This is a genomic window from Ruegeria sp. F5 (genome assembly GCF_056533845.1).
This window is the reverse complement of the sequence record NZ_JBQFOU010000020.1, coordinates 12,251-35,547: the sequence shown is the minus strand read 5'-3', so window position 1 is coordinate 35,547 and position 23,297 is coordinate 12,251. Positions and strand designations below refer to the sequence as shown.

The following is a 23,297-nucleotide window of genomic DNA, read 5'->3' as shown; positions in this document are numbered from 1 at the left end:
GATGGACTTTATCCTTTCGCAACTGGCTGGGTTTGGCGCTGCCTTCGCGGGTCTGGCAGCGGACCCGCTGACCTATCTGTATTTGATCGCATCCGTGTTCCTGGGCATCACATTCGGCGCGTTGCCCGGCCTGACGGCAACACTGGCGGTGACGATCCTGACGGGTTTCTTCGGCAACAAGATCCCATTGGACTATTCGCTCATCGCCTTGCTCGGGGCCTATGTCGGCGCGATTTACGGTGGCTCTTATCCGTCAATCCTGTTGAACATTCCCGGCACGGCAGCCAGCGCGGCGACGGCCATGGATGGCTACCCTTTGGCCAAAGCGGGGCGAGGCGGCGAAGCACTTGGGCTGACCACGACAGCCAGCTTCATTGGCACAGTTATCGGGACCATCACGCTTTTGATTTTCGTCTGGGCGCTGCTTTTGGTCTCAAAAAACATCGCAAGCCCTGAAAAAGCGCTGCTGGCCCTGTTCGGCATTCTGCTTTCCGGCACATTGATGAGCGAGGACCTGGTGATCAAAGGATGGATCGCCGGACTGATCGGGCTTGCGATGTCCATGGTGGGGCTTGATCCTTTATTGTCTGAACCGCGCTATACTTTCGGCTGGTCATACCTGTTGAGCGGGTTTCAGGTCGTACCCGTTTTGATGGGGGCTTTTGCCATCCCCCAAATCATCGAGGGTCTAAGGCATGTCGAGGCCGGGAAAGTTCTGGCCCTGAAAGGACGTATTCTTCCGAACCTGCGCTCTGTCCGACGCTACCTGCCGACCATTGGCCGGTCCGGCGTGATCGGGACCGGGGTGGGGGCCCTTCCCGGCGTTGGCGAAGATGTCGCCGGTTGGGTCAGCTACGGTGTCGGCAAGACCGTATCCGCCGAGGGCGACAAGTTCGGTCGTGGGTCCTTGGAAGGTCTGTTATGTTCTGAAACGGCCAACAACGCCTGTATTGGCGGCGCGCTGATCCCGCTCTTGGTGTTGGGTATTCCCGGTTCACCACCCGCCGCCGCCTTGATGGGGGCTTTCAAGATCAACAACGTGATCCCGGGTCCGACGATAGATCCCGAGATCATTCTGCGCGTGGTCGCCATACTGGTGCTGGCCTCGCTGACAATGTTCCTGATGGGGCTTTTCACGGCGCGGGTCTTCATAAAGATACTCGCCATCCCGCAGACCGTCTTCCTGCCGGTCGTGATGGTTCTGACAACCATCGGGTCGTTCAGCGTTGGTGGGGGCATCAACGATCTTTACCTGATGCTTGGCGTCGGCGCTGTTGCCTATTTCATGAACCTGATGAAGTACCCGATCGCCCCGCTGGTTATTGGCGTGATTCTGGGAAGCCTGTTTGACGAAACCTTTCGCCGGTCGCTGTTTCTGTCGGACGGGGATATTTCGGTCTTCTTTTCTCGTCCCGGTGCCGCCGTTCTGCTGGTGCTCAACATTGGTCTGATCCTCAGCCAATTGCCCGCCGCGAAACGCGCGTTTTCTCGTCTGAAAGGACTGTCTGTCTGATGTTTGTGGTAACTGTCACTTTCACTCTCAAACCCGGTACCAGGGAAAGTTTTTTGCCGCTGATGGTCGAAAACGCTTCTACCTCTTTGCGGGACGAAGCCGGATGCCGGCAGTTCGACGTTTGCCTGGCCGATGAGCCCGAGACGGTGTTCCTCTACGAGGTTTATGATGACAGCGCGGCATTCTCCGCCCACGTGGAAAGCGCGCATTTCAAGACCTTTGATAGGGCGGTGGCTGATATGATCGCCACCAAGACAGTTCACCAGTATTCCGAGGTCATCCGATGAACGATTGGGAAATTCACGCCGTCAAATACGCGGATCGCAATGCCCGCACGCGAGCTGACAGTTTCATCGTCGATGACAATCACGACGCACCTCATGCCATGGATTATTTCATTTGGGTATTGAAGCGCGGCGACGAAGTCATTCTGGTTGATACCGGCTACGATTCCGATGAGGCCGTCGCCCGTAGCCGTCCCATCGCGATGGACCCTCGCGAGGCTCTGCGCCCCCTGGACATCACGCCGGACGCGGTGACAGAGGTCATCGTGACCCATCTTCACTATGACCACGCAGGAGGGCTGCATATGTTCCCGAACGCGAAGTTGCACATGCAGTCGGCGGAAATGGCCTTCGCCACAGGTCCATGCATGTGCCATGACCACCTGCGTGCGCCTTTTAGTGCGGGCCATATCTGCGAGGCCGTAAAGCGCCTCTATTCAGGCAAGGTCGCGTTCTACGACGGAGAGGCCGAAATTGCAGATGGGGTGACCGTGCACTGCGTTGGCGGGCATTCGCGCGGGTTGCAATGCGTTCGTGTAAGAACGGCAGCCGGATGGATGGTTCTGGCCTCGGACGCCTCGCATTACTACGAGAATTTCATGGCGCGCAAAGCCTTTCCCATCGTCGTCGATTTGCAGGACATGATGGACGGCTTCAAGACGCTGGAGAGGTTGGCCTCGCATCCCCGGCTTATCGTGCCCGGCCATGATCCACTTGTGCGAGAGGTTTTCCCCGTTGGCGCCGCGCCTCATATCCATCGTTTGGATCCCGGGCCGATGCGGGAGATCGAAATATGAAAATCGGTGTGATCGCCGATGACTTCACCGGTGCGAGCGATATTGCGAACACCTTGGCGAAGGGCGTTGAACCGGAAGGTGGATTAAGAACCGCGCAGTTCCCAGGTATTCCGACGACCCCGGCCAACGAAGAGATCAAAGCGGGTGTGATCTCGCTCAAAAGCCGCACCGCACCTGTCGAAGAAGCTGTTGCAGAAAGCCTGCGGGCCCTGCGGTGGCTTAAGGATCAAGGATGCCAGCAGTTCATCTTCAAGTACTGCTCGACCTTTGACTCCACGATGGAGGGAAACATCGGTCCCGTTGCGGAAGCGCTGGCCAACGAACTGGGCGCGCAAAAAGTGGTTTTCTGCCCGGCCTTTCCGACCACGGGTCGCACCGTCTATCACGGCCATCTTTTTGTGCTCGGCAAGCCGTTGAACGAGTCCGGGATGGAAAACCACCCACTTACTCCGATGACGGATGCGAACCTCAAGCGATGGTTGCAGCATCAGACCGAAGAAGCGGTTGGGCTGGTGTCAATTGACGCCGTGAAGCAAGGATCTGAGGCGATTGCTGATGCGTTACAGAACGCAGACGAGCGCTTAGTAATCGGTGATGCGATTTCGGACGAAGATTTATTAGTCTGGGGCGAAGCTCTAAAGGATGCCAAGCTCATCACCGGGGGATCGGGTATAGCACTGGGGCTACCACGAAATTTCCTGAGAGAGACTTCATCCAAAAGTGCTGGCAGGGTGTTCACCGGTATCGCTGGGCCTGCCGCGATCCTTGCCGGGTCGTGCTCGGGTGCGACCCGAGAGCAGATTGATGTTCATTCGAAATCCCATCCGACGTTCGCCATTGATGTTTCAGGCGTTATGTCCGGGGATGTGACCACGCAAACGCTTCTGGATTTCTTTGAAACGCATCCGGGTCAGGCGCCGCTCGCGTATTCATCAGGAAGCCCGGATGATGTGCGCGCGATCCAAAACAAATTCGGTCAGGACGCTGTGGCGGAAAAGCTGGACAATCTCTTTGCAGATACAGCACGAGAACTTGTTCAGAAGAGCTACACGCGATTGGTGGTGGCGGGAGGAGAGACGTCGGGAGCTGTCGCCAAGGCTGTCTCTGAGGAACTGGGGTCTCCAGCCATGTCAATTGGGCCAGAAATTGACCCGGGCGTGCCAGTCCTGAGTGTTGGAAAAACTGAACCCATTGCGCTGGCTCTAAAGTCTGGAAACTTCGGCGCTCCGGACTTTTTCGCTAAGGCCCTCAGAATGATGGAGGCAAGCAGATGAGCTTTGAAGAACTAGCGCTGCGACAGCAGATGTCGGAACTGTGCGCCTCGCTGTTTGCGCGTGGCTTTTCCGTCGGCACTGCGGGCAATGTCTCCGCGCGTCTACATGACGGAATCCTCATGACACCAACCAACTCCACCTTAGGGAATATCGATCCCGAGCGCATTGCCAAGATTGATTTGGACGGCAACCACGTCTCCGGAGACAAGCCGACCAAGGAGGTCTTTCTGCATCAAGCTTTCTATGAGACGCGGCCACAAGCTGGTGCGGTGGTTCATCTGCATTCGACTTGGGCGACGGCTTTGTCTTGTCTGGAAGACACCGATCCCAATGACTGTATTCCGCCGCTTACACCATACGTGGTCATGCGCGTCGGCACGGTCAAACTGGTTCCATACGTCAAGCCGGGTGACCCGAAATCCGGTGATTTGATCCGTGAACTGGGCGGCAAGTATAGTGCGGTTCTGTTGGCCAATCACGGTCCTGTTGTGTCTGGAAAAGACCTGTTCGGGGCAGTCTGTGCCGCGGAAGAGCTGGAAGAAACGGCCAAGTTGCTGGTGGCTTTGCGCGGCATGCCAACCCGGATGCTGGATGCAGCGCAAGTCGCGGAACTCAAAGAAACATTCGGACGGATTTGATCCGACCCCGAAAAGGTGAACCTGCAGCTTTAGGGATAAACCGCGCTAGGTTTTCCGCCGAGCGAATAATTCACGACCGATCCAAAGTGCGATTTTATCCAACCATGACAGTGGCCAAGCGCTCAACCAACGCGCGTTGCACGACTGCAAACCTTGGGGTGTGCGCTATTTCGTCCAGCGTCGCGACCCAAAGGGGAACCTCAAACTCGGGTGCCGCGTCCTGCAATCTTCGAAGCCGGGAATCTGCGTCGCCCAGGAAAGAAGGCAGAAACGTTTTACCGACGCCCGAAGCGGCCATCTGCTGGAGCACCAGAAAGCTATCCGCCCCGTTCGTCACTTCGTCATCAGAGACGTTTTCTGCCAGCCATTTGGCGGGGAGCGACCGGTTCAACGCGCCTTCAAGCCGCATCCATTTGCGATTGGACGTGCCGTCGTCAAAGACCCCGAACGACAATGTGCCTGCACGCTGCCCGATCAGCCCCTCGCCAAGCTTTATCGACGGGCGCACGGCGATGTCTGCGCTCAGCCGGGATAAATCATGGTGGCTGTTTCCGCTGAGCAAGGTCAGTTTCAGACCGGGATACAGGCGCGTGATCTCATTCAGGATTGCGGGCAGGACAATCTGGCAAAGACTGTCGGTCGATGTAATTCGCACATGACCCACAGGAGAACGATTTGCGCCCACGATTGCCCGCTCGACCGAAAGGACCGCCTCTTCAACGCTTTCCATGGCCGAGAAGATTGCACTGGCTTCGGGCAGAACCGAATATCCTGACGGGCTTTTGTGAAAAATCATGCAGCCGCTTCGCTTTTCGAATGCGGCCACCCTGCGCAGGACCGTGGCGTGCGTGACGCCCATGGCCGCTGCCGCCGCATTCAGCGAACCGTATTTGCTGACGGCAAGGGCGTAGCGAATATCATCCCAATTTTCGTTGTTCATAAATTAACAACAGAAGACCAATAACAAACAATTACAAGAAAATTCGTTCAAGGTAACATCCGACTCATTGAACAGGGAGCCCCACCATGATGAAGAACTTCGCAATCTTCGCGGCAGGTCTGGTGTCAATTGCCGCTATTGGCACCGCCATCGCACATGAAGGTGAAAACCCGGCTGTGAAAGCCCGCACCTCTATCATGCAGCTTTATTCCTTCAATCTTGGCACTCTTGGCGGCATGGCCAAGGGCGAGGTGGAATATGATGCCGAGGCGGCAACACGCGCGGCCAACAACCTGGTCGTTCTGACGCAGATCGATCAATCGGCGATGTGGCCTGCCGGTTCGGATAATGTGTCTGACCCGTCCACACGGGCGCTGCCCGCAATCTGGGAAAACTTCCCGGATGTCGGGGCCAAGGGACAGGCCATGGCTGACGCCGCTGTTGCGATGCAGGCTGCGGCAGGGCAGGATGTCGAAGCCCTGAAAGCGGCAATGGGGGATCTGGGTGGAAGCTGTTCGGCATGTCACAAGGCGTACAGAGCGCCTGAGAACTGATTAGACAGCGATGGCGCGGCGCTTTTTTCTGATTGTCGCGGGTGCTGTTGTCGTGGTCGGGATAGCCGGATTGGTGCTGACCCGGCCACAACGTGTGGATCAGGTTCAACTCGAAGGCGTCACGCCCGATCTTGGCAGAGGTGAGGCCGTTTTCTACGCAGCCGGATGTGCCTCGTGTCACTCGGCACCGGACGCTGACGGCGAAGAAAAGCGCAAACTGGCCGGTGGTCGTCGGTTCGAGACGGATTTTGGCACCTTCATTGCCCCCAACCTATCCAGCGATCCGGCAGCCGGCATCGGCTCATGGTCCGCGCTGGATCTGGCCAACGCCCTGATCCACGGGACCGGACCCGAAGGGCAACACTATTATCCGGCATTTCCGTATACGAATTATGCCAATATGACGGTCGAGGACGTCGCGTCGCTTCACGCCTTCCTCGGCACTTTGCCAGCGGTTGCCACCGAAAGCGCAGCGCATGAGGTTGGTTTCCCCTTCAACGTCAGACGGGGTTTGGGGGTATGGAAACGTTTGTACATGGTGCCGGGTTGGGTGGTTGAGGGCGACCTGACCGACCAACAACTCCGAGGCCGATATCTGGTGGAGGCGTTGGGACATTGCGCTGAATGCCACACGCCACGAGACGGCCTGGGTGGCCTGAAACGCGATCTTTGGCTGACGGGTGCGCCGAACCCAAGCGGGAAGGGCCGTATTCCGGGCCTGACTCCGGAGCAGCTTGACTGGTCCGAGGCTGACATTGCGGAATACCTGAAATCCGGCTTCACACCGGATTATGACAGCGCAGGTGGTGAGATGGTTGAAGTCATCGAAAACACCTCCAGGCTCACTGATGACGACCGTTTGGCAATTGCCGCTTATCTGAAAGCCGTTCCCGCGCAGTCGCCCGAGCCTGCGTCAGAATGACAGCACATTGACACTATGCCGCGGCTTCCCGTTCGAAGCGGGGCTCAATTGAAGTGAATGCCGCCATCCATGACCACCGTTTGTCCGGTGACCGACGGGCTGCGGCAAAAAGTCAGAACCTGTTGGGCGACGTCGTCCAGGCATGTCGTTGCGCCCAATACCGATTTGTCCTTCCACATCGAAACGTACTCATCCGGCGCGCCACCGGACATTTGCGTGCCCTGCATGAGCCCGGGGGAAATGCAGTTGACAGTGACATCCGGCGCCAGTGCCGCTGCCAAAAACCGGGTAAGCGGCACCACGGCTGCCTTGCTGGGCGCGTACGCTGCAGCCGCGCCCCAGGTCCCGTGCCCGATTGTCGAGGAAAGGTTGATCACCCGCCCCCATTCGGACGCGCGAAGAATGGGGGCCGCCGCGCGGGTCAGATAGTAGGGTCCGCTCAGGTTGACATTCAGCAACTCTGTCCAGATTTCCGGGGTCAGAGCGTCCAGATCGCCGTGGGGAAGTTTATGCCCCCCGGACGCCATCCCGGCATTGTTGACCAGAATATCCAGACTGCCAAATGTGCCGATAACATCATCAATGCACCCGGCGACGGACCCCGGGTCGCTGTGATCAACCCTGACCGCTTTCGCCACCTGCCCCTGATCCGTGATGCTCTGGCAGACGGCCTGCGCCCGGTCTGCGCCGCCGTGGAATCCGACGACCACCTTGACGCCATTGGCGGCAAGCAACCGGCAAATTCTTTCGCCAAGCCCGCCGCTGCCACCGCTCACCAAGGCCACGCTGCCTGCAATATCCATCGGTCACCCACCCTTCAGCCTTTGATTGCTTCGAGTATGTACCAAACTTGGCGTCTGTTCACCGTATGGTCATTTGGGGCGTGGTTTTCAGGCTGCCTCCCGTCGCCCTTTTTATCCAGATTACCCCTCAGGCAACGCTTATCGGAGCTTGCTGAGCACTGCCCCAATGTCTCGGCGAGGTTCCGTACATGCGTTTGAACTCTCGGCTGAACTGCGACGGGCTGGCATATCCGACATCCATCGCGGCTTCGTTCACCGTCATCCCGCCTGCGATCTTCATCGCGGCGTTGTTCAGGCGCATGCATTTCACGAATTGGATCGGGGCCATTGTTGTGGCTTCCTTGAACTTTCGGTGAAAGACGGCCCGGCTCATGCCCGCCCGGCTTGCCATGTCATCGATCGAGACCGGAGCCCCGAGATTTGACGACACATGCGCAATGGACCGCGAAATGGCGTTTCCGGCCCCAAAGGCGCGCCGTGCAAAGACACCTGCGTCGCCCTTCAGGATCGCATAGAACAACTCCCGCAACCGTGCCTCGCCCAGAACCGCAGCATCTGTCTGGCTGTCCCCAAGCTGCAGGATGCGCAGAAGCGCGTCTGTGAAACCCTGATCCCATCGCGCGAGGCTGATCCCGTGATCTAGCAAGCTGCCCCTAGCCGCCGGAAGAACACTTCCGGCATTTTCCATCTCCATGGCCAGCGCGGTCATCACGCGCTGGTCCAATGTGATCAGAACGCCGTAAAGCGGTGTTTCAGGCGACGCAGCGGGGCTTCCGGCCTTGACCGGCATCGACATCGGGCAGCACAGGTATTGCCTGTCGTCGTAGACATATCTGTGACCGTCCAGAACCACTTCCTTGGACCCGCCGACGATGGCCACAACGCAGGGTTCATAGACAGCCGGAACGCACGGAATTGCCTGCGTGGCCCGAAACAGGCGCACGCCCGGGACACCGGTCTCGGTCAGGCCGTCCGTATCGGTCCGCGCCGCGATAATACGTCTGATCTCGTCCTTGCTCATACCCCTGACCTAGAGGGTCCGGGTCCGCCTTGGCAACCAGCTTGATACAATCAGGCAAGTAATCGAGATGATTTCGCCTGTTTTAGCGCGGCTCTGAGAGCTATCTGCAACCCTGGGACAAGAAACATGCCGCCCGGTATTGCACCGACGCGCGATGGAGCAAGACAATGCCAGACACAACATTCGGACCAGAAGGTTGGACGCCACAGCGTCTCGGGGACCTCACGGACAAGACCTACCTCATCACTGGTGCCAACGCAGGTACAGGTTTTCAGGCCGCGCGGACGCTGCTGAGCAAGGGGGCGAACGTGGTGATGCTGAACCGTTCCGCCGACAAGTCCCGGTCCGCCGTTGCCGAATTGAAGGAAGAATTTGGCAACACCGCCGATGTGAGCTTCGTTCGCATGGACCTTGCATCGCTCGCCAGCGTGCGCGAGGCGGCAGCGGACGTCCTGAAAACCGTCCCGCGCATTGACGCCATGATCTGCAACGCCGCCATCGCGCAGGTGCCAAAACAGATTCTGACCGAGGACGGCTTTGAAAGCATGCTGGGTACGAACCATTACGGGCACTTCCTGCTCTGCGGTCTGCTGTTCAAGCGGATCGAGGCATCGAAAGGACGGATCGTGGCCGTCAGCAGCCTTGGGTACAACATGGGCATCAAGACCATCCAGTTCGACGATATGAACTGGGACAAGAACTATCACCAGAACCGGACCTATTCACAAAGCAAGCTGGCGCAGATGATGTTTGCCTATGAATTGCAGGATCGGTTGGCGGCAGCGGGGCGGACGGATGTCGCGGTATTTGTCTGTCACCCGGGTTCGTCCCGGACGTCGCTCATCAAAACGAGCGGTAACCTTGCGACGCGGATCATGTTCGGCCTCATGTCCCTGTCGCCAATAGTGCAATCCGCCGAGAAAGGATCGTGGCCCGAAGTGATGTGCGCGACCGAAGACGGGCTGACGCAGCGGGCGCTTTACGGTCCAACGGGCCGCATGGAATTCGTCGGACCCGTCGGCAAGGGCACCCTGCATCCCCACGCCTACGACAAGCCCGTCATGCAGAGGCTTTGGGACGTTTCAGAAGATGCGACAGGGTTCAGTTGGGAACTTTGATCGCACTCGGCTCGATGCTTCCGCCGCTGATCAATCCCACGGGCGGACACAGAAACATCTCGCAACGTCTAAAACTCTGCTGACGTTCGACCGGTTGGTGGTTCGCACTCCGAAAAGGGCAGTTGCCTGCAAGTTCTTGAAGCGTGGGATGCGAACCAAGCTGACATCTGCAGCGCGTGAACGAATAACCGCTTTCGCGAGGCTTCGAGTCCGACAGGTCAAATCGACATCAGCCACTTCCTGAAAATTCTCACCGTGACCCGCTCCTGATCGCCGGGTCGGCAGACGAAGTAGAGCCCGCGATCCAATGGGATAGTACTGTCATCCAGACGGATCAGCCGGCCAAGTTTCAGGTCCCTCTCTGCCAGCAGATGTCTTGCCAATGCCACGCCTTGCCCGTCTATCGCGGCCTCCAACAGCACGGCGCTGTCTACATATTTGATGCTCTGCGCATTGATCCGATCCGCGCTCAGCCCGACCTGCGCGGCCCAGCTTTCCCACCCGACGTTGAAGGCATTGTGCAGCAATGGCAGAGCCGCGACATCCTCGGCCCGCATGGGGGCCCGTGTGTTTTCAACAAGCGACGGGGCGGCAACGACAACCAGTTATTCTTGCCGTATCTGCTCATGATACAGCCCGTCCCAGCCGGGTTCCCCGAACCGCAGCGCGACATCGACCTCGGAGGTTTGGAAATCCGCAAAGGCATCGTTTGTGTCCAGCAGCAACGCGATACCGGGATGGGCCTGCTGAAACGAACTGAGCAGCGGCACAAACCATTTGAGCGCCAGCGATGTCGACAAAGACACGGTAAGGGACTGGCGGTGATGAAGCCGCTTCACCTCCATGACGCCCAGTTGCAAGGCTGAAAACGCCCCGCGTGTGGATTGATACAGGCGTTCCCCGGCTTTGGTTAGTTCGACACCATTGGGGCGGCGATGAAACAGCGTCACGCCCAGATGCAGTTCCAGCAGCTTGATTTGCCGACTGATCGCCCCGTGGGTGACGTTCAGCACATCCGCAGCCTTTGTCAGGCTGGACTGGGTCGCGGTTTCGTCGAACGCCTGAAGGGCGCGAAGATGTCTGAGGTTTTCTGCCATGTGAGAAAACCTAACAGCGCTGTCCCAAAAACTCGATAGCTCTGCTTTGTTCCGGGCAGCTAGACTGAGCGCATCTCAATAAACCTGCCACATCGCCCGCCAGAGAAAGGACATACCATGCCCGACACCAAAGTTGCGCTGATGACGGGGACAGGACAAGGCATAGGCCGGGGCTGCGCAATTGAAATGGCGAAAGCTGGCTACAAGGTCTCGCTGATGTCGCCCTCCAATCGTTCGGTCGAACTCGCCGAAGAACTTGGCGGCATCGGCCGCCGCGGCTCGGTTCTGGATGTCGATGACTTGCAGGCGATGATCGACGACACCATGAGCAGGTATGGACGGATCGATGCGATCGTCAGCAATATGGGCCACGGCGGATCAGTGCCAGAGGCCATCAAGACCGTCGGTTTCGATCCTGATTTCGACGGGCCGCTTTTGGAACTCAGCGACGCGTTGTGGCACGAAAGTCTGGACATGTATGTGCTGAACGTTGTCAAGATTGCCCGCATCGTCACGCCCATCCTGATTGAACAGGGTGGCGGGGCTTTCGTGAACATCTCGTCCATGAATGCGGTCGAACCCCGCGCGCCCTATCCGATGAGCATGCTGCGCGGTGCCTTGCACAGTTTTTCGAAGCTCTACGGGGACCGCTATGCGCGGCATAACATCCGCATGAACAATCTGCTGCCCGGCTTCTGCGAAAACGTGAACCTGTCCGAACGGGCGCGTCGGGAAATCCCCGCTCAGCGGCCCGCAGCCTTCGAAGAAATCGGACAGGCCTGCGTGTTTCTTGCCAGCGATGGCGCGCGGTATATCAACGGTCAGAGTATATTGTCCGATGGCGGGATGAACCGCGCGGTGCGATAGAATCGAGGCGGTGAAACATGATTGTTAAGGCACTCACAGACATTCTTGGCACAGATCGAGACGTTTCAGGTCCGGGGTGGAAAAGCAGGCGGTTGTTGCTGGCCTCGGATGGCATGGGGTTTACGCTGACGGATACGATCATCAAAAAGGGTGCCGTGCTCGAGCTGGAATACACCCATCACCTGGAGGCGTGTTATTGTATCGAGGGCCGGGGTCAGATCAGGGCCTCTGATGAGGAAACCTGGCATCCCCTTGAGCCCTTCACCCTTTATGCACTGGATCAGCATGAGCGGCATGTGGTGCAAGCCACAGATGCCGACCTGAGGCTTGTCTGCGTCTTCACCCCACCGCTCAGCGGGCGTGAAATGCACCGCCCAGACGGCAGCTATGCGCCGTCGAATGCTGATGACTCAGGCGATGTCTGAGCAAGCCGGTCACTTACAGATCGGCAACACCAGCGGAGGTTGTTTCGGCAGCGACTGCCGCCATTGGTTGATGACCGGCTGCAATTTGCTTTTTGGCCAGAACTTGGGCGCGCCGATGGCCTGCAGGCAGGCCGCATTCCAGTAAAGCCCGGCGCGTGACAGCGACTTTCCCTTTTTCACAGCCTTGGCCACCGCATTGATGTCTTTGGATTCCGGATAGATATACAGCGTCGTCGGCTTCCCCTCGACCATCGCCAGGATGTCTTTGGACGCCGATTGCGACCATGTGGTGCATCCGTTGCTACGGCCGCCGGTGTAGTTCACCAGTTTCCCGTAAGGAACATAGCCTTCGGCATCGGCATGCGGGCTTTGCGGGTTCTTGAAGCGGCATTGCCACTTGAGGAACACGGCGGGGTGGCCGCCAATGGCCCGCTCCCGCGCATTGCTGGTTTCGCCCTCGCCATCGAACAGCAGGAAGGTCCGGTAGAACGGTGTCCGTTTGCCCGATTGGCTGTAGTAGCCTTTGAACGAGGTGCGGGATTCTGCGGTCACGTATGACCCGCCCGCCGTCAGTTTCGACCCTTCGGCGTTGCTGAAATTCTTTGCACATTGGCGACCGTTCGAGAAATTCGCCTGCCGCAGTTTGCGCCCGTTGCCGTAGCCGGAGGAAACGGCCCGGAAGAGTTTTTGAGATTCGCAAATGACGTAAAACCGCCGCCCCGGATTGCCACCGGGTGAGGTGCTGGGGCGTGTGGCATCCTTGGCAAGGTAACAGGGGTTTCTGACCGCACCCTGACGGCGTTTTTCCTGATAAAGCGCCCGCGCCCGTTGCAGAACCACCGGCGCGATCTGGCCGTCACCGGTTCCCACATGTTTCTGCAGCCAGGCGGGAATGCCGGACGACAGGGCATGTGCCGAGGTTGACGAGACTGCGACAGCCAAAACGGCGGCGGCAAGGCGGAGCGGCTTGGTCAGCAACGGGAAAACTCCTGCTAGAATGTCCTCGGGTCCAAACTAGCACAGATTGTTCGCCGCAGGGGGTCAATCCTTGGATGATGTCACGGACTGTGGCCGCAAATCCTATACGCCTGGGTTCAGAATATCTCGCAAGCCTGTCCGGCAACCTTGATCACGCGGTCATCACCGGCCTTGATGCACTGCGCCGGTACCGCACCGCCCAGTTCTTTCTTGGGCGAGATCATCCAGAAGGCGCGCTGCCACGGTGTCATGCCGCGCGGCAGGGCCCGTAGCACCTTTTCCATCAGCGGCAGGGGCGTGCCATCCTCGGCGAATTGAAAGGACGGGTAGGCGTCAGTGCCTTGATAAGGCAGCGAAAGTATCTTTCCGGTCCGTTTCCAGATATCGCCGATCCGCGTCAGATGCCACGCACCGCCTTTCCACTGCGCGTGCACGGCGCTGTCATCCAGCAAAGGATACGTCCGCGCGAAATCGTCTTTCTGGGTGTTTCTTACGGCGTCACTCCGCCCTTCGATTTTCGACAAATACATCAAAGAACTCACACTTTTCACTCACCACGGCTCAAGCATACTACCGCAAAGCGATTCTTGCCAAAGTGAAACACTTCACACTGTTTCAACAGAATGAGCGCGTGGCCGAGGTTTTTTGTCGACAGACCCTGAGACTGCGCCGGGCGCACGCTTCCCGGTATTGTCACGGATCGGGGCAATACCTACCTCAATCGCAACGCGTTCACGGCGTTTCTGCCAAGGGGCGCATCCTGAGGGTTTGCAACAGATGGGTTACACGAAAACGGCAATGCTGATGGCCGCCATGACGGGTTTGTTCATGGGGCTGGGATATCTTCTGGCCGGGTCCGGCGGCATGGTGCTGGCTCTGGTCTTTGCTGCGGGCATGAACGTGTTCACCTGGTGGAACTCGGACAAGATGGTGCTGCGCATGCACAATGCGCAACCTGTTCCAAGCGGGGATCGTCTGGGCCTGTCGCAGATGGTGCAGGATCTTGCGCGCAATGCCGGCATGCCGACGCCTGCTGTGTATCTGCTGGACACCCCGCAGCCGAACGCATTTGCAACCGGGCGCAATCCGAACAATGCCGCCGTTGCCGTGACCTCGGGCCTGATCCGGACTCTGTCGCGAGAGGAGCTGGCAGGCGTCGTGGCCCACGAGCTTGCGCATATCAAGAACCACGACACCGCGATCATGACCGTTACCGCGACTTTTGCGGGCGCGATCACGATGCTGGCGAATTTCGCGCTGTTCTTTGGCGGGCGCAGGGACAACGGGATTGGCCTGATCGGGACCATCGCGCTGATGATCCTGGCCCCGCTGGCTGCGGGCCTTGTGCAGATGGCGATCAGCCGGACGCGGGAATACGCAGCCGACCGGCTGGGAGCCCAGATTTGCGGCCAGCCGCTGGCGCTTGCCTCCGCACTGGAGCGGATTCAACAGGGCGCGGCCCGCATCGACAACGACGCGGCCGAGCGGAACCCGGCCACGGCGCATATGTTCATCATCAACCCCCTGCATGCGCATACGCGCGACAAGCTGTTTTCGACACACCCATCGACAGCGAACCGGATAGCCGCCCTGCGCAAGCTGGCGGGGCAGGGGAATGCGCCCCGTCCGCCCAAACCGGAAAGACCCCGGCGGCCCGGCAGCGGGCCTTGGGGGTAGTGCCTGTTACTGCTCGCGTGAAACCTGCAATTCGCCCTGATACCCGAACAAGGCGGGCCGCCCGCTGGTTAGCATCAAGACCAGCTTTTGATCGGATGTAATGCGCTTTGCGCCCAGAATTGTCGCCAGCAGCCCATTGCCCGAGGCGTCGGTCCCATATTCGGGACATTCACTCCCAGGGCATGATCCCGGAATAGGGAGCGCGCGTGGTCACGGTATGCGCCATCTGCGCCAGCGTTGTCAGATCGAAGACCGGCAGCTTTAGTGCCTGCTGAATTTGCGCGGCGTAGGGCGGCAAGTCGGTGCATTCCAGAACGATCGACCGTACGTCCGGCGCATCGCGTTTCAGGTCTTGGGCGGCTTGCAGAACCTCGGCCTCGATCAGGTCGGTGTCCATTCGGGTGCGGGTGTTGCGTAGGATGACCTCGGCGAATTCATGCGTGGCTTCCAGCCCTTTAACCGCCACTGGAATACCCGCCGCGCCCACACCTTGGAAATGGCGCGGGGTCAGGGCCGAGGCGTCTGCTGTCAGGACCCCGACTGGCGCGCTGGCCCCCGTCATGTGATAGGCCAGCGGCACCTGAATCAGGCTTGACGCGAAAACAGGCACGGAAACGGCGGCGGCCAGTTCCCGCTGAAACAGGGCCAGAAAGCCGCAACTGCCGGTGATCGCCCTAACGCCTTCGGCCTCGAGCCGTTGCGCGCCTTTGATGAAGGGGTCCAGCAGGTCGGGGCTCGGGTTGTTCAGCAGTGTCGGAACGGTGACGCCGTCGATCATCTCATAAAGCACGGGGAAGGACAGGCCCGAGGGGTTCTTGATATGCCCCGGGGGTTTCGGAAAATAGCTTTCAAGGCACAAAACCCCAATGGATGCCCCGCAGATATTCTGCCCGCCTTGGTAAATCGGCATAAGCTCAGGTCCTTTCGATGATCGTGCGCGGCCCGTCAGAACCGGGCCAGAGAATAGGGCGTCAGGTCGATGTTGAGGCGGCGGTCCGAGACCAGATCGGCCACAAGCTCGCCGGTTTTCGGGGCCATCATCAGCCCGTAATGCGAATGCCCGAAGGCGCCGAACAGGCCCGGTTTTCCGTTGACCTGTCCAATCGCGGGCAGGCTGTCGGGAAAGGAGGGACGCCGCCCCATCCAGAACCGCGTCTGGCTGGTATCGAGGTCGGGCAGCATCGCCTTTGCCTGATCCGTCAGGATCGCCTGCTTGCGCGGATCGGCGGGCGCGTCGATGCTGGCAAACTCGGCTGTGCCCGCGACCCGCAGACCACCTTGCATCGAGCTTGCGACAACCTTGGCATCCACATCCATCACCGAATTGTTCAGGCAGGCCGACGGGTTTGGAAACTCAACATGGTATCCCCGTTCGGCCACCAGCGGAACGGACAGCCCCAGCGGTTTCAGAAGGTCGGCGGACCAGACGCCGGCGGACAGAACGACCGTGTTCGCGTGCAAGGTCTTGGTGGGGGTTTGCAGATGCCAGCCTTCACCATCGGCGCTGTTCAGCCCTGTGACCTCGGTCTTCAGGAACTCGGCCCCCTGCTGTCGGGCCTTTTCGGCCAGAACCGCCCCGACACGTCCGGGCGATGTGATCCGGGCCTGGCCTTTGATCAGAATGGCGGCCTTGTAATCCCGGCTCAGCGCGGGCTCGATGCGGCGCAGGTCTTCGCCGTCGATACGTTCCAGCTGACCGCCTTTCTCGGTCCGGATCAGGTAATCCAGGCCCTCCAGATTGGCCTGTTCGGGGCGGCGGAAGGCGTGGATGTAGTTGCTGTCGACAATCAGGTCTTTATGGCCGGTGCCCTGCAGATGCATGCGGTACAGCTCGATTGACGGGCGGCAAAGCAGTTCCATCGCGTCCGACACCTCGCGCACGGTCTTTTCGCCCGCATTCGCAAGGAACCGCATGCCCCACGGGATCATTCTGGGCCAGAAGGACATCCGGACCGACAAGGCGCCTTTGGGGTCCAGCAGCATGTGTGGCAGTTTCTTCCAGATCCCCGGCGTCGACTGGGGGACAATCGACCAGGGCGACACCACCCCTGCATTGCCAAAGGATGTCTCCTGCCCCGGCTCGCCCCGGTCGATCAGCCGAACCCGGATGCCCCGGTCCTGCAGCGACAGGGCGCAGCAGAGGCCGACAATCCCCGCGCCGATGATTGTGACCTGCTCTGCCATCGGGTCAGGCCGCGGAATGGCTGCGGCTGCGCGCGATCAGTTGCGTCACGATCACCGGAGAGGCCACGGCCAGCGCAATCAGATCGGCAGTCAGGGAGGGGGCGACAAAGATCACCCCGGCGATCGCCATCAGGATGCGCGACACCATGTTCAGAGGTTGCAGCCAGTAACCCACCACAGCCGCCGACAGGGCGATCACCCCAGCGATGCAGCTGGATGCGGTATAGGTGAACTCCCACAGATTGAACCCGGTCGAGGACACGAACAGCAGAACCGGCGCGTAGACAAATGCCATCGGTGCGATGACTTTCCCCAGCCCGAGGGTGAAGGCCGACAGGCCGGTTCGGAACGGGTTCGAATTGGCAATCGCCGCCGCCGCATAGGCCGAGGTACAGACCGGCGGCGTAATCTCGGACACCACGCCATAGTACAAAACGAACAGGTGGCTTGCGATGGGCGGCACGCCCAGTTGCGCCAGCGCGGGCTGCGCCACCGAGACCAGCATGATGTAAAGCGCCGTTGTCGGGATGCCCGCGCCCATCAGGATGCAGACCACCGCGATGAAGACCAGCGAGATGAACAGTTGCAGGTCTTCCATCGCAAACAGTTGGAAGCTGCCGAACGAGATCATGTTGTACAGGTCCGAGGCCAGATTGCCCGCCCCCTGCGTCACCATGAACCCGATGCGGAAGCCGATGCCGGTGGTGTTGATCACACCGACCACGATGCCCACGGCCGCCGCCGCCGCACCCACGGCCAGCGAGTATTTCACGCCCAGCTCGACCGCCTGCAGCATCTCGGGCACTTCGATGCGTTTCTGCGGGTTGAGCGTGGCGATGACGGACAGCGCGCACAGGATCGCGGTCATGGTCAGATCGAAGCCGCCATCCGAGAATTTCCACAGCACAAAGGCCAAGAACGCCGCCGCATAGATCAGGGTCGGCGGTTGCTTGATCCGCGACATGCCCGCGATGACGGCCAGAGAGATGCCGCAAAAGGCCGACATGAACGGCGTGTAGCCGGAAAACAGCACCACCAGCAGGCCGATCAGCGGGACAACATTGGCCCAGCCCTCGGCCCAGACCGCTTTCAGTTGCGGCAACTGCTCTTTCGCCAGCCCCTGCAGGTTCAGCTTGCGCGCCATCAGGTGCACGACGGCGAAGACGCCGACATAATGCAGGATCGCTGGGAAGATCGCGGCGATCACGATAGTGGTGTAGGGCACCTCAAGGAATTCAGCCATGATGAAGGCTGCGGCCCCCATGATCGGCGGGGTGATCTGGCCGCCGGCGGAGGATGCAGCCTCGACCCCGCCTGCGAAATGGCCGGGATAGCCCAGACGTTTCATATTCGGAATGGTCAGCGCCCCGGTGGAGACGGTGTTGGCAACCGACGAGCCCGAGATGGTTCCGAAAAAGGCCGAGGATACGACGGACACTTTTGCAGGTCCGCCGGTGTAGCGCCCGGCCAGAATGGTTGCGTTGTCGATGAACAATTGTCCCAGGCCGGTGCGCTGGGCAATCACGCCGAATAAGACGAAGTGGAACACGATGGTCGAAACGACCCACAGCGTAACGCCATAGATGCCTTCCTGCGGGAAATACATCGACGAGACGAAGGTTTTGAAATTCACGCCCGGGTGCTGCAGCAAGCCGGGGAAATAAGGGCCCAGCAAGGCATAAGACATGAACACGCAGATGATCAGCGGCAGCACCCATCCCAGCGTGCGGCGCGCGATGTCCAGCACCAGCAGGATGATGACAACGCCCAGAGCCACGTCATAGCTGTTGGGATTGCCCATGCGGAAGGTCTGTTCCTCGATGCCCAGCAACGGGATGCCGCGCCAGGCAACGCCGACATAAAGTGCGGCGACAATGCCAAGCGCCATGAAAACCAGATCGTAAATCGGGATGTTCCCGACCCGAAACCGGCTGACCTTGAGCGCATAGAGGTTCTTGGACCCCACAATCGGGATCGTCGCGTAGACTAGAATGAACAGCAGGGCCAGATAGATGCCCATATGCCAATGGTCCGCGGGCAGGCCGAAACCCGCCGTGAAAAACTCGTAGAACGCAAAGATCAGGGCCACGACCCGCAGGACCTTGCCCGCCGTCGGCGTGACCTGCCGGACGGCGGCACCTTCGTCGAACTGTTCCTCGATGGCGGCCAGTTCCTCGGCCGTCAGTTCGTGGTCATCAAGTTTTTGGGTCTCGGACATGATGGCCCCCTGAGATCGCGCGTTTGGACAGTCCGGTGCCCTTGTCGGGGCACCGGACGGCTTGTTTCAGCAGGTTCGGGTTACTGCAGCAGACCGGCTTCTTTATAGAACTTCTCGGCCCCTGGATGCAGCGGCACGCCCAGGGCCTGAACCCCGTCCAGCGCCGTGTCGGGCGTGATCTGCTTACCCTTGGCATGGCCATTGTCCAGCAGCTTGCGGGTGTTGTCGTTCCACAGGGCCTTGGTCATCTGGTAAACCAAGTCTTCGGACAGGTCCGAGGACACCACCAGCATCGCGCTGACCGCAGGTGTCTTGGTCTCAGAGTCGATGCCTTCGTACACGCCACCCGGAATGGTCGAGGGGATATAGGCCGGAATGATCTCGTTGATCTTGGCCATATCTTCATCCGTGAAGGAATGCAGGTTCATCCCCTTGGTCGAGGACAGTTGCACCATCGCGGCCACCGGCCAGCCCGCCGCATAGAAATAGGCGTCCAGCTGACCGTCGGCCAGGCGCTCGGCGCTTTGGCTGTTGTTCAACTCGGCCTCATCCATGTTGTCGCGATTGACGCCCCAGGCATCCAGCATCTGCAGCACGGCCACTTGTGTGCCGGACCCGGCCTGCGCGATGCCCACGCGCTTGCCTTCCAGATCGCTCAGGTCATTGATCGTCTCGCCCGCCGGAAGCACCAGATGCAGGTCTTCGGGGAACAGGTTGGCGACAATGCGCAGCTTGGGATGGGGTTTGCCGTCGAATTTACCCTCGCCCAGATACATCGAGCGGGTGACGTCAGCCGCCGCAAGCCCGGCTTCCAATTCGCCATTCTGCACGGCAGCGTTGTTGAAGACCGAGGCGGTCGTGGATTGCGCAATCGCGATCAGACCGGGCACACCGCACTGGCCGCCCTCGTCACAGGGGCGCGATCCCGGAGGGGCCGAAATACCGTTGGCGATGGTCCCGCCGATCGGAAAATAAGTGCCGCCCGCGCCGCCGGTGCCGATGCGGAAAAAGGTCGGGTCCTGCGCCAGCGCCGGCGCTGCAATCGCGCCAGCCAAGGCCAGACCGGTCAGACATTTCACAAGTTTCATCACAATCTCCCAGGTTTGGATTCGGTTTTCCCGAATTTCGATCCTGTCAGCGTAGACGCAATTTTCATAAATACAAATTTGTTATATTTCACAATACTAAGGTTTAGCTTATATATCCGGAATGAATCTGACGCAGCTCACCGTATTTCGCGAGGTGATGGAGACGGGCTCCATCTCTCAGACCGCCAGAAAGCTGAACCGCACCCAGCCCGCGATCAGCCTGGCGCTGAAAAATCTTGAAAAAAGCCTTGGCCTGACCTTGTTCGAACGGCGCGGGCGCAGGCTGGTCCCGGTGCCCGAGGCCCATTACCTGCTGGCCGAAACCACCGGCATTCTCGAACGGCTGTCGACCATTTCCAGCACCATGGAGGGGCTGATCAAGGGAACGTCCGGCAGCCTGAACATCGCCACCATGCCGGGCCCCTCGGCCTTTCTGTTTCCGCGCTTCATCAGCGGATCGGTCGGCGAAAACCCCGAGGTCCGTATCACCTTATCGACACGCAGCTCGCCTCAGATCATGGAGCTTGCGGGCAGCCAGAACATCGATTTCGGATTTGCCGACTTCGAACATCCCACCGGCAAGCAGCCTCAGTTTTCAGCCGAGATCATCAGCGCGGATTGCTTTTGCGCCATCGGCCGGGACCACGGCTTTGCCGCCCGCGCCTTCATAACGCTCGCGGATCTGGACGGGGTCCCGATGGGCGGGCTGCATGCCACCCACCCGTTCCAGCGCAAGGTCCGGCAGGAGTTCCAGACGGCCTCGGCCACGTATAATCCGACCGTCACCTGCCAGTATTTTCTGCCGCTGATCCCGTTCATCAGTTCCGGCCAATGTTGCTCCATTGTCGACCCGCTGACCGTTGCGACCGAGCGCGAGATGAACCTGTCCGACGGGAAAATCCTGTTCGTGCCGCTGCAGGCGCCCCTGCGCTATGAATATGCCATTCTGACCCCCACGCACCGGCCGCCGTCGCAATTGTCGCTGAGGATACAGGCCGGCTGGAAAGCCGAAGTCATACAGAAGCTGAACAAGGTGAAAGCCAACCCCCGGACCGAGGCCTAGGGTCGCGTGATCAGGTTGTTGCAGCCCGAACGGCCCGGGCCTTATCCCGGCCTCAGGTTTCGACCAGATCGTAATGCCGGATGATGCGCGAATCGACCAGTTCCGCTTCGGCCGGATCGATATGCGGGGTCGTGTAATCCTCGCCCACAAAGGCTTTCAGGGCCTCAAGATCGCGCCAGACCATGACGAAACTGAATTCGCGCGGGCTTTCCGTCCGGGCTGCGCCGGGCAGGACCGAGACAATCCCGTCCGTTTGGGTCATCAGCGGAATGGCTGTTTCGTGAAAGAATTTCGCAAACTCGGCTTCCTTGCCGGGGCGCGTGACGACCTGAAAAATCCGCATAATCATACCGATACCTCCCAAGTTGGGGGTTTCCTGGCCTATGCCGTGCCTCGGTCGTTTCGAAAACCTGTACCACATCGGGGCCCGGCTGTCGCCTTCGGGCGCGGGTCAGAGGATGGGCAACGGCCCCCGCGTCTTGGTCTGGCGCAGCACGAAATTGCTGCGTGTGTCACGCACCAGCCCGGATTTCAGCAGCCGCTGCATGATGAACACTTCAAGGTCTTCCGGCGTTTTGGCATAGACCTTGAGGATAAAGTCATGATCCCCGGTGATCGAGGCGCATTCGACAATCTGCGGCTCGGTTTCGACCAGCCGCAGGAAGTCCGCGATGCTGTCCTCCTGATGATCCCGCAGCGCGACATGCACATAGGCGATGGCATTCAGCCCCACCGCCTTGGCCGCCACCTGCGCGCGGTAGCCCGAGACAACGCCCGACGCCTCAAGATCGCGGACCCGCCGCCAGCATTGCGAGGCCGAGAGCCCGGTTTTTTCGGCCAGGTCCTGCATGGACAGACGACCGTTGATCTGTAATTCGCGCAGGATGGCTATATCGGCAGGTTGAAGCATATGTTTCGCTTTCCGAACAAAACCAAAATGAATTTGTCAAAATAGACCAAAATCACCTGGAATCAAAACAAATCCACCGCACCCGAACAGGTATCCTGTTAGCAAGCCGGAGGAGAGCTATGCCCAAATCGACCAAATACGTTGCCAAAGTGGCCGATGAACGGGGTCACATCGACTATACCGCCGACGAAGATCGCGTCTGGGCCGATCTTTACGCCGCGCAGGAAGGTAACGTGCAGCGCTACATGGCGCGCGAATATACCGACGGGCTGGCGCGGCTGGAATTGCCGAAGACCAAGGTGCCGTCCTGCGCCGACATTTCCGAGCGTCTGCTGGACCTGACCGGCTGGCGCGTGCAGCCGGTGCCCGCGCTGATCGGGTTCAAGACCTTTTTCGGCATGTTGGCGGACCGGGTGTTCCCGGCGGCCTCCTTCATCCGCTCGCGCGAGGATTTCGACTACATCGAAGAGCCAGACATCTTTCACGAGATTTTCGGACACACGCCGCTGCTGAGCGATAAGCGCTTTGCCGCGTTCAGCCATGCCATCGGAAAGGCAGGCGTTCAGGCGGATGCGAGTGACTATGCCTGGCTGATCCGGCTCTACTGGTTTTCCATCGAATTCGGGCTGCGCCGTCAGGACGGCAAGATCAAGGCGCTGGGCTCCGGGCTGGCCTCTTCCCCGACCGAGCTTGTCTATGCTGTCACCAGCGACATTCCCGACCGGGACCCGTTCGATATCCTGACCATTCTGCGCACGCCGTACCGGATCGACATGCATCAGATGGGGTATTTCGTCCTCGACGACCCCGAGGATCTGTTTGCCGCCGCCGAGCGCGATTTGCTTGCGGATGTGCGGCAGGCCCGTGCGATGGGGTTGCTGCCGAACAAATTTCCCGAAAAGGTCACCGCCGCCGAGTAACGTCTG

Annotated in this window: 24 protein-coding genes and 1 pseudogene; 13 read left to right on the top strand and 12 right to left on the bottom strand. The window is 59.6% G+C overall.

What is annotated here, in order from left to right; all coding sequences use genetic code 11:
• The first annotated feature begins 1 nt into the window (after position 1).
• The 5 genes from ACR0K1_RS21575 to otnC are packed head-to-tail and all read left to right on the top strand — an operon-like array spanning position 2 to position 4,506.
• Positions 2–1,513 carry a tripartite tricarboxylate transporter permease gene (locus ACR0K1_RS21575; protein WP_480617022.1) on the top strand — a complete coding sequence of 504 codons (1,512 nt, stop codon included), beginning with the start codon at positions 2–4 and terminating at the stop codon, positions 1,511–1,513.
• On the top strand, positions 1,513–1,800 hold the full coding sequence (locus tag ACR0K1_RS21570; RefSeq protein ID WP_480617023.1) for a putative quinol monooxygenase: 288 nt from the start codon (positions 1,513–1,515) through the stop codon (positions 1,798–1,800). The genes ACR0K1_RS21575 and ACR0K1_RS21570 overlap by 1 nt, the downstream gene beginning before the upstream one ends.
• The gene (locus ACR0K1_RS21565) at positions 1,797–2,594 is read left to right on the top strand and encodes an N-acyl homoserine lactonase family protein (RefSeq protein WP_480617024.1); all 798 of its coding nucleotides are present in this window, start codon (positions 1,797–1,799) and stop codon (positions 2,592–2,594) included. Before ACR0K1_RS21570 ends, ACR0K1_RS21565 begins: the two co-directional genes overlap by 4 nt.
• The gene (gene otnK, locus ACR0K1_RS21560) at positions 2,591–3,868 is read left to right on the top strand and encodes a 3-oxo-tetronate kinase (RefSeq protein WP_480851834.1); all 1,278 of its coding nucleotides are present in this window, start codon (positions 2,591–2,593) and stop codon (positions 3,866–3,868) included. Before ACR0K1_RS21565 ends, otnK begins: the two co-directional genes overlap by 4 nt.
• On the top strand, positions 3,865–4,506 hold the full coding sequence (gene otnC, locus ACR0K1_RS21555) for a 3-oxo-tetronate 4-phosphate decarboxylase (protein ID WP_480851833.1): 642 nt from the start codon (positions 3,865–3,867) through the stop codon (positions 4,504–4,506). Before otnK ends, otnC begins: the two co-directional genes overlap by 4 nt.
• A gap of 94 nt (positions 4,507–4,600) precedes the next feature.
• Here the strand turns inward: otnC and ACR0K1_RS21550 are convergent, their stop codons facing one another.
• Positions 4,601–5,446, bottom strand: a complete 846-nt coding sequence (locus ACR0K1_RS21550) for a LysR family transcriptional regulator (protein WP_480851832.1) — start codon at positions 5,444–5,446, stop codon at positions 4,601–4,603.
• Between the two features lie 86 nt (positions 5,447–5,532).
• Between ACR0K1_RS21550 and ACR0K1_RS21545 the strand changes: the two genes are divergently transcribed.
• Together ACR0K1_RS21545 and ACR0K1_RS21540 are read left to right on the top strand one after the other, a co-directional pair.
• Positions 5,533–6,000: a c-type cytochrome gene (locus ACR0K1_RS21545; protein ID WP_480617028.1), complete on the top strand. Its 468-nt coding sequence runs from the start codon at positions 5,533–5,535 to the stop codon at positions 5,998–6,000.
• Between the two features lie 10 nt (positions 6,001–6,010).
• Positions 6,011–6,922 (top strand): c-type cytochrome, encoded by a 912-nt coding sequence (locus tag ACR0K1_RS21540; RefSeq protein ID WP_480617029.1) that lies wholly within the window; start codon positions 6,011–6,013, stop codon positions 6,920–6,922.
• 44 nt (positions 6,923–6,966) lie between these two features.
• Here the strand turns inward: ACR0K1_RS21540 and ACR0K1_RS21535 are convergent, their stop codons facing one another.
• The gene (locus ACR0K1_RS21535) at positions 6,967–7,725 is read right to left on the bottom strand and encodes an SDR family NAD(P)-dependent oxidoreductase (protein ID WP_480617030.1); all 759 of its coding nucleotides are present in this window, start codon (positions 7,723–7,725) and stop codon (positions 6,967–6,969) included.
• A gap of 127 nt (positions 7,726–7,852) precedes the next feature.
• On the bottom strand, positions 7,853–8,746 hold the full coding sequence (locus ACR0K1_RS21530; RefSeq protein WP_480617031.1) for an AraC family transcriptional regulator: 894 nt from the start codon (positions 8,744–8,746) through the stop codon (positions 7,853–7,855).
• A gap of 167 nt (positions 8,747–8,913) precedes the next feature.
• On the opposite strand from ACR0K1_RS21530, the gene ACR0K1_RS21525 reads away from it, so the two are divergent.
• A complete protein-coding gene (locus ACR0K1_RS21525; protein ID WP_480617032.1) occupies positions 8,914–9,864 on the top strand; it encodes an SDR family oxidoreductase in 951 nt (316 codons plus the stop codon).
• Positions 9,865–10,082: 218 nt separating this feature from the next.
• Here the strand turns inward: ACR0K1_RS21525 and ACR0K1_RS21520 are convergent.
• A pseudogene (locus tag ACR0K1_RS21520) lies at positions 10,083–10,961 on the bottom strand (LysR substrate-binding domain-containing protein).
• Positions 10,962–11,078: 117 nt separating this feature from the next.
• Between ACR0K1_RS21520 and ACR0K1_RS21515 the strand changes: the two are divergent.
• Both ACR0K1_RS21515 and ACR0K1_RS21510 read left to right on the top strand, forming a co-directional pair.
• Positions 11,079–11,828, top strand: coding sequence for an SDR family oxidoreductase (locus ACR0K1_RS21515; protein ID WP_480617034.1), 750 nt, complete (start codon positions 11,079–11,081; stop codon positions 11,826–11,828).
• Positions 11,829–11,845: 17 nt separating this feature from the next.
• On the top strand, positions 11,846–12,253 hold the full coding sequence (locus ACR0K1_RS21510) for an ectoine synthase (RefSeq protein ID WP_480851831.1): 408 nt from the start codon (positions 11,846–11,848) through the stop codon (positions 12,251–12,253).
• Positions 12,254–12,262: 9 nt separating this feature from the next.
• Here ACR0K1_RS21510 and ACR0K1_RS21505 read toward each other — a convergent pair whose 3' ends face one another.
• Together ACR0K1_RS21505 and ACR0K1_RS21500 are read right to left on the bottom strand one after the other, a co-directional pair.
• A complete protein-coding gene (locus ACR0K1_RS21505) occupies positions 12,263–13,231 on the bottom strand; it encodes a hypothetical protein (protein WP_480617036.1) in 969 nt (322 codons plus the stop codon).
• 116 nt (positions 13,232–13,347) lie between these two features.
• Entirely contained in the window at positions 13,348–13,761 is a 414-nt protein-coding gene (locus ACR0K1_RS21500; protein ID WP_480851830.1) for a hypothetical protein, read from the bottom strand.
• Positions 13,762–14,008: 247 nt separating this feature from the next.
• On the opposite strand from ACR0K1_RS21500, the gene htpX reads away from it, so the two are divergent.
• Positions 14,009–14,908: a zinc metalloprotease HtpX gene (gene htpX / locus ACR0K1_RS21495; protein WP_480617038.1), complete on the top strand. Its 900-nt coding sequence runs from the start codon at positions 14,009–14,011 to the stop codon at positions 14,906–14,908.
• A 169-nt stretch (positions 14,909–15,077) separates the two neighbouring features.
• Here the strand turns inward: htpX and ACR0K1_RS21490 are convergent, their stop codons facing one another.
• The 4 genes from ACR0K1_RS21490 to ACR0K1_RS21475 all read right to left on the bottom strand — a co-directional run bounded on the left by ACR0K1_RS21490 (position 15,078) and on the right by ACR0K1_RS21475 (position 20,398).
• Complete coding sequence (locus ACR0K1_RS21490) at positions 15,078–15,818, bottom strand: aspartate/glutamate racemase family protein (RefSeq protein ID WP_480851829.1); 741 nt, start codon at positions 15,816–15,818, stop codon at positions 15,078–15,080.
• 35 nt (positions 15,819–15,853) lie between these two features.
• Positions 15,854–17,092 carry an NAD(P)/FAD-dependent oxidoreductase gene (locus ACR0K1_RS21485; protein ID WP_480617040.1) on the bottom strand — a complete coding sequence of 413 codons (1,239 nt, stop codon included), beginning with the start codon at positions 17,090–17,092 and terminating at the stop codon, positions 15,854–15,856.
• 4 nt (positions 17,093–17,096) lie between these two features.
• A complete protein-coding gene (locus ACR0K1_RS21480; RefSeq protein WP_480851828.1) occupies positions 17,097–19,310 on the bottom strand; it encodes a TRAP transporter permease in 2,214 nt (737 codons plus the stop codon).
• Between the two features lie 80 nt (positions 19,311–19,390).
• Positions 19,391–20,398, bottom strand: coding sequence for a TAXI family TRAP transporter solute-binding subunit (locus ACR0K1_RS21475; RefSeq protein WP_480617042.1), 1,008 nt, complete (start codon positions 20,396–20,398; stop codon positions 19,391–19,393).
• Between the two features lie 121 nt (positions 20,399–20,519).
• Here ACR0K1_RS21475 and ACR0K1_RS21470 point away from each other — a divergent pair, with 121 nt between their 5' ends.
• Positions 20,520–21,461, top strand: coding sequence for a LysR family transcriptional regulator (locus ACR0K1_RS21470; protein WP_480851827.1), 942 nt, complete (start codon positions 20,520–20,522; stop codon positions 21,459–21,461).
• Positions 21,462–21,513: 52 nt separating this feature from the next.
• Here ACR0K1_RS21470 and ACR0K1_RS21465 read toward each other — a convergent pair whose 3' ends face one another.
• Positions 21,514–21,810, bottom strand: coding sequence for an antibiotic biosynthesis monooxygenase family protein (locus ACR0K1_RS21465; protein ID WP_480851826.1), 297 nt, complete (start codon positions 21,808–21,810; stop codon positions 21,514–21,516).
• A gap of 102 nt (positions 21,811–21,912) precedes the next feature.
• Positions 21,913–22,371, bottom strand: coding sequence for an Lrp/AsnC family transcriptional regulator (locus tag ACR0K1_RS21460; protein WP_480617045.1), 459 nt, complete (start codon positions 22,369–22,371; stop codon positions 21,913–21,915).
• 119 nt (positions 22,372–22,490) lie between these two features.
• Here ACR0K1_RS21460 and ACR0K1_RS21455 point away from each other — a divergent pair, with 119 nt between their 5' ends.
• A complete protein-coding gene (locus ACR0K1_RS21455; protein ID WP_480617046.1) occupies positions 22,491–23,291 on the top strand; it encodes a phenylalanine 4-monooxygenase in 801 nt (266 codons plus the stop codon).
• Positions 23,292–23,297 lie beyond the last annotated feature (6 nt).